Genomic DNA, 4924 nt, shown 5'->3' with positions numbered 1-4924 from the left:
CTCTGATGCCGGACAATATCGAGCTCCTCAAAGCTACGGAGATTTTGGTGAAGGAGGGCTTTATTGTCCTGCCTTACACCACCTGCGATTTGGTCTTTGCCCGCAAGCTTATCGAGGCAGGCGCGGCTTGCGTGATGCCTCTGGCCGCTCCGATCGGCTCGGGCATGGGGGTGCAGGACCGCTCCATGCTGCGTTTGTTCAAGGAAGCCGTTTCCGTGCCGGTGATTGTGGACGCGGGGGTGGGTACTGCCTCGGATGCGGCCGTGGCCATGGAGTTAGGGGCGGATGGAGTTTTGATGAATACAGGAGTGGCTTGCGCCCAAGAACCGGTGCGGATGGCCGAGGCCATGAAGTTGGCCGTGGAAGCGGGGTATTTGGCTGCGCGCTCCGGACGCATTCCTGCCAAAGCTTATGCGAGTGCTTCGAGCCCGGCCGAGGGCATGCTCAGCCCGGCCGGCACCTGATCCCAAACAGCCGGCAAACCTCACGTTTTGATTCCTGACCGATAGAGAAAGGACAACGCAGTGGCAAAGAGAAACTACAATATCGCAGTGATTCCCGGAGACGGGACCGGTCCCGAAGTCACGGCCGAAGCGCTCAAGGTCATTCAGACCGCGGCCGGCACCTTCGGGTTTTCACTCCAGACCCAGAACTTTGACGTGGGAGGCGAACGCTACCTTTCCACCGGCGAAATTCTTCCGGAGTCCGTGGTCCCTGAACTGCGCCAAGCGGACGCGATCTTGCTAGGCGCCATCGGGCACCCGGATGTCAAACCCGGCATTTTAGAGAGAGGGCTCTTACTGCGGCTGCGTTTTGAATTGGATCAGTACATCAACCTGCGGCCGGTCAAGCTCTATCCCGGCGTGTGGACCCCGATCAAAGACAAAGGCCCGGAGGAAATTGATTTTGTGGTGGTGCGCGAGAATACCGAGGACCTCTACGCGGGAAGCGGCGGGATTTTCAAAAAAGGCACGCCGGATGAGATTGCGGTGCAGGAATCCATTAACACGCGCAAGGGCGTGGAGCGCTGTTTGCGCTATGCCTTCAATTACACCCGCAAGCGCAACAAGGACAACAAACTCACATTTTGCGGCAAGACCAATGTGTTGACCTATGCGCACGACCTTTGGTGGCGCGCTTTTGAGGAGATTGGTGAGCAGGACTATACGGATATCAAACGGGACTACGCGCACGTGGACGCCACTTGTATGTGGATGATCAAGAACCCCGAGTGGTTTGACGTGATCGTGACTTCGAATATGTTCGGGGACATCATCACGGATTTGGGCGCCATGATCCAGGGAGGAATGGGGATTGCGGCGGGCGGAAATCTCAACCCCGAAGGCGTGTCCATGTATGAGCCGATCGGCGGTTCCGCGCCCAAGTATACGGGCCAAAATAAAATCAATCCTTTGGCTGCGATTTGCGCGGGTCAAATGATGCTGGAGCATCTGGGCGAGGGGCAAGCGGCTCAGGCGATTGAGACTGCGGTGATGGAAGTGACCTCCAAGCACATGAAGAGCCTGTCCGCGGGTCAAATGGGAATGACGACAACTGAAGTGGGCGACAAGGTGGCGGGTTTGGTTTCCAGTGCCGCGCCCGCCCAATCGGCATAGGTGTGAGATGAGTGAAAGTTCAAAAGGTTACCGGGTCGGTGTGGTCGGCGCCACGGGTGCCGTGGGGCGCACCATGCTTCAAATCCTGGAGCAACGCGGTTTTCCCATCAGTGAATTGCGTTTATTTGCCTCCAAGCGGTCTGCGGGCAAGGTAATCCGGCATGACCACAAGGATTACGAAGTCGAAGAGCTCACCACCGCGGTCATGCGCGATATGGATGTGGCGCTCTTTAGCGCGGGCGCTGCGCGCAGCAAGGAATTTGCTCCGGTTGCGGCCAAGAATGGCGTGATTGTGGTGGATAATTCCAGTGCCTTTCGAATGGACCCGGAGATCCCGCTTGTGGTGCCCGAGGTCAATCCCGAAGCGCTGGAAAGTCACAAAAATATTATCGCAAACCCGAATTGTTCTACGATCCAATTGGTTGTGGTGCTCAAGCCTTTGCACGACGCGGCCCGGATCCGGCGCATCGTCGTCTCGACCTACCAATCCGTTTCCGGAGCCGGGGCCGGGGCCATGAATCAGCTGCGCATGGAGTGCCAGCGCCGGCTTCCGATACCGACGCCCACCCAGGGGGTGCGGCCCGGGGCCTTTGTGCGCTTGGGTCCTTCCACGGGCAACGGTCCGGTCGGATACCGCATTGCATTCAATCTGGTGCCGCAGATCGATGTGTTCTCGGATCTGGATTACACCAAGGAAGAGTGGAAGATGGTCCGGGAGACGCAGAAGATTTTGGGAGAGCCCGAGATGAAGCTGACTGCCACTTGTGTTCGTGTCCCGGTTTTTCTGTCTCACTCCGAGTCCGTGAACATTGAATTCGAACGGGAATTGGCTGCCGCGGATGCGGTTCAGATTCTTTCCAAATCGCCCGGCGTGGAGGTGGTGGACGACGTGGCGGAGCGGAAGTATCCGATGCCGCTGGATGCTGCGGGCAAAGACCCGGTTTATGTGGGGCGGATTCGCAAAGACCCCACTGTTCCAAACGGACTGAATCTGTGGGTGGTGAGCGATAACCTTCGCAAGGGGGCTGCTCTTAACGCCGTTCAGATCGCTGAGAAGGTGCTGGGTGTGCAGGCCCGACCCGGAGCTTAGGCCACGCCGTATCCGCTTGGACTTGGAATACGACGGTACGGAGTGGTGCGGTTGGCAAGTCCAAAACGAACCCAAGGGCGGGCCTCGCAAAGGCCAGGCTACGATACAGGAAGTTCTGGAAGAAAAGCTTTCGCAGATCCTCCAGGAAGAAGTGAGAGTGATCGGCAGCGGCCGCACCGACAGTGGAGTTCACGCCGAAGGCCAGGTCGCTGCATTCAGCACCTTGTCTGATATCTCCACGAAAAAGCTGCAAAGTTCTTTAAATTCCCTATTGCCTGGAAGCATTGCGGTGCACCGGCTTAGAGAAGTGCATGCGGACTTCCATCCGCAACACGATGCGCTGAAGAAATGCTACCGGTACCGCATCCTGAACCGGCCGCAGCGTTCGGCTCTGGATCGCGCCAAGGTTTTGCACGTGTCCAGGCCCTTGGATCTTTCCGCCATGGAGAGGGGCCTCAGTTACTTGATTGGGGAGCACGATTTCTTTGCCTTTCAGGGGAGCGGACGAAAGGCTGCGTGCACGGTGCGGCAGATGAGCCGGGCCGAGCTTCGCAGGGAAGGCGAGTGGATTGTGCTGGAGTTTGAGGCCAACGGGTTCCTGTACCGGATGGTAAGGTCTCTGGTGGGGACCTTGTTGCAGATCGGGCTGGGAAAGCGGCCGGCCGAGGATATGGCCCGGCTGCTCCAATCCGGCGAACGGTGCGCGGTGGGTCCCACGGCCCCGGCCAAGGGATTGACCCTGGCCTGGGTGAGGTACCCGGGGGAGTCAAAAACAGGGGATTGACAGGGGGAACCTGTGTAAGTAACATAGAGGCTTAACTTTGCCTCATTCTGTCTACGGCCCGAAAGGCTTGGAGTATCACATGAAGACGTATATGCCTACAGCTAAAGATGTTAAGGAAAAAGGGGGAGAGTGGTACGTGCTCGATGCCAAGGATGCAATCCTGGGCCGGCTGGCCACTCGAGCGGCAGTCCTGCTGCGTGGAAAGCACCGGCCGGACTTTACGCCCCATATGGATTTAGGGGATCACGTGGTGGTCATTAACGCGGAACGGGTGCGCGTGACCGGCAATAAAACCGAGGACAAGCTATACTCGCGTTACTCCGGATTTCCCGGTGGACTGAAGCAGGTTCCCTTTAAGAAGATGTTGGAGCAGAAGCCTACGGAGATCATTCGTCTCGCGGTTTCTCGCATGTTGCCGAAGAACCGATTGGGCCGGCAACTGGTTCGAAAGTTAAAAGTTTATGCTGGGCCTGAGCATCCTCACATAGCACAGCAACCTCGGAAGGTATCTCAATGAACGAAGACGGGACCAAGGACCCTAATGTAGAAGAGTCAATGGACAAGGCAGAGCAGCAGACCCCCACTCCGGAAGAGGCCCCAATTCCTGAGCCCTCTGAAGTGGTGGCAGAAGCGGGTCCTGAGCCGGCCGAGTCTGCGGAGGAAGAAGCAGTCGCAGCTCCGAAGCCGAAGAAGGCGGCCAAGCGCATTACGCCCTCTGAGGGAAGTGTTCGGGCAACCGGACGCAGACGCACCTCTGTGGCCAGGGTTTATATGAAGCCCGGGACCGGCAAGCTCACGGTGAACAGCCGGTCGATTGACGAGTATTTTGAGAGAGAGACTTTGAGGATGATTGTGGGTCAGCCTTTTAAGGTGACAAACACATCCGGCCGGTTTGATGTAAAGGCGATTCTTGACGGAGGTGGAACCTCCGGACAGGCAGGTGCGCTTAGGCACGGGATTGCGCGTGCACTGGTAAGAGTGGAACCGACCCTTCGCAGCACTCTGCGCAAAGCGGGGCTTTTGACTCGCGACCCCCGCAGCAAAGAGCGCAAAAAGTTCGGGCAGAAGGGGGCACGGAGGCGCTTCCAGTGGACTAAGCGGTAACCTGGTCAAACTGTTGGATAAAGAGATTAAACATGGCCTACCCGCTGATCCTCCTGGAAGGATTTGGGTAGGCCTTGTTTTTTGGGGACACAATACTGATCAGCAATGCTTTCTCGATATTGTGTGCCCGTACTCAGACTTTCAGGGACAGTTCTTGCGATCGATTCTCTACTTTCAGGGACAGTTCTTGCGATCGATTCTCTGAATTGAAAAATACTTTCAGGGACAGTTCTTGCGATCGATTCTCTGAATTGAAAAAGAACTGAGCTGACCCCAGTTTAACGGACACCTCAAAGATGGGACAATAACCATCTGGAGGTGGTGAATGAG

Annotated in this window: 6 protein-coding genes; all 6 read left to right on the top strand. The window is 57.0% G+C overall.

The annotated features are described in order from the left end of the window. Positions 1-464 (top strand): thiazole synthase (locus JW937_08410; GenBank protein MBN1587426.1); only part of this gene is annotated, 464 nt, incomplete at its 5' end. Between the two features lie 60 nt (positions 465-524). Further along, the gene (locus JW937_08405) at positions 525-1616 is read left to right on the top strand and encodes a 3-isopropylmalate dehydrogenase (GenBank protein MBN1587425.1); all 1092 of its coding nucleotides are present in this window, start codon (positions 525-527) and stop codon (positions 1614-1616) included. A 7-nt stretch (positions 1617-1623) separates the two neighbouring features. Beyond that, on the top strand, positions 1624-2706 hold the full coding sequence (locus JW937_08400; GenBank protein MBN1587424.1) for an aspartate-semialdehyde dehydrogenase: 1083 nt from the start codon (positions 1624-1626) through the stop codon (positions 2704-2706). Beyond that, on the top strand, positions 2681-3490 hold the full coding sequence (truA, locus tag JW937_08395) for a tRNA pseudouridine(38-40) synthase TruA (GenBank protein MBN1587423.1): 810 nt from the start codon (positions 2681-2683) through the stop codon (positions 3488-3490). Before JW937_08400 ends, truA begins: the two co-directional genes overlap by 26 nt. Before the next feature lie 79 nt (positions 3491-3569). Next, a complete protein-coding gene (rplM, locus tag JW937_08390; protein ID MBN1587422.1) occupies positions 3570-4007 on the top strand; it encodes a 50S ribosomal protein L13 in 438 nt (145 codons plus the stop codon). A gap of 38 nt (positions 4008-4045) precedes the next feature. After that, complete coding sequence (rpsI, locus tag JW937_08385; GenBank protein ID MBN1587421.1) at positions 4046-4594, top strand: 30S ribosomal protein S9; 549 nt, start codon at positions 4046-4048, stop codon at positions 4592-4594. Positions 4595-4924: the final 330 nt, after the last annotated feature.

It is taken from the genome of Candidatus Omnitrophota bacterium, assembly GCA_016929445.1.
Classification (GTDB): Bacteria; Omnitrophota; Gorgyraeia; order JAFGIU01; family JAFGIU01; genus JAFGIU01.
Note: the sequence above shows the minus strand (reverse complement) of the source record. Positions and strands in the feature narration are given on the sequence as shown.

Excerpts from the sequence above, each read along its gene's own strand:
- JW937_08400 (MBN1587424.1), top strand. The coding sequence starts at position 1,624 with ATGAGTGAAAGTTCAAAAGGTTACCGGGTCGGTGTGGTCGGCGCCACG.
- rplM (MBN1587422.1), top strand. The coding sequence starts at position 3,570 with ATGAAGACGTATATGCCTACAGCTAAAGATGTTAAGGAAAAAGGGGGA.
- rpsI (MBN1587421.1), top strand. The coding sequence starts at position 4,046 with ATGGACAAGGCAGAGCAGCAGACCCCCACTCCGGAAGAGGCCCCAATT.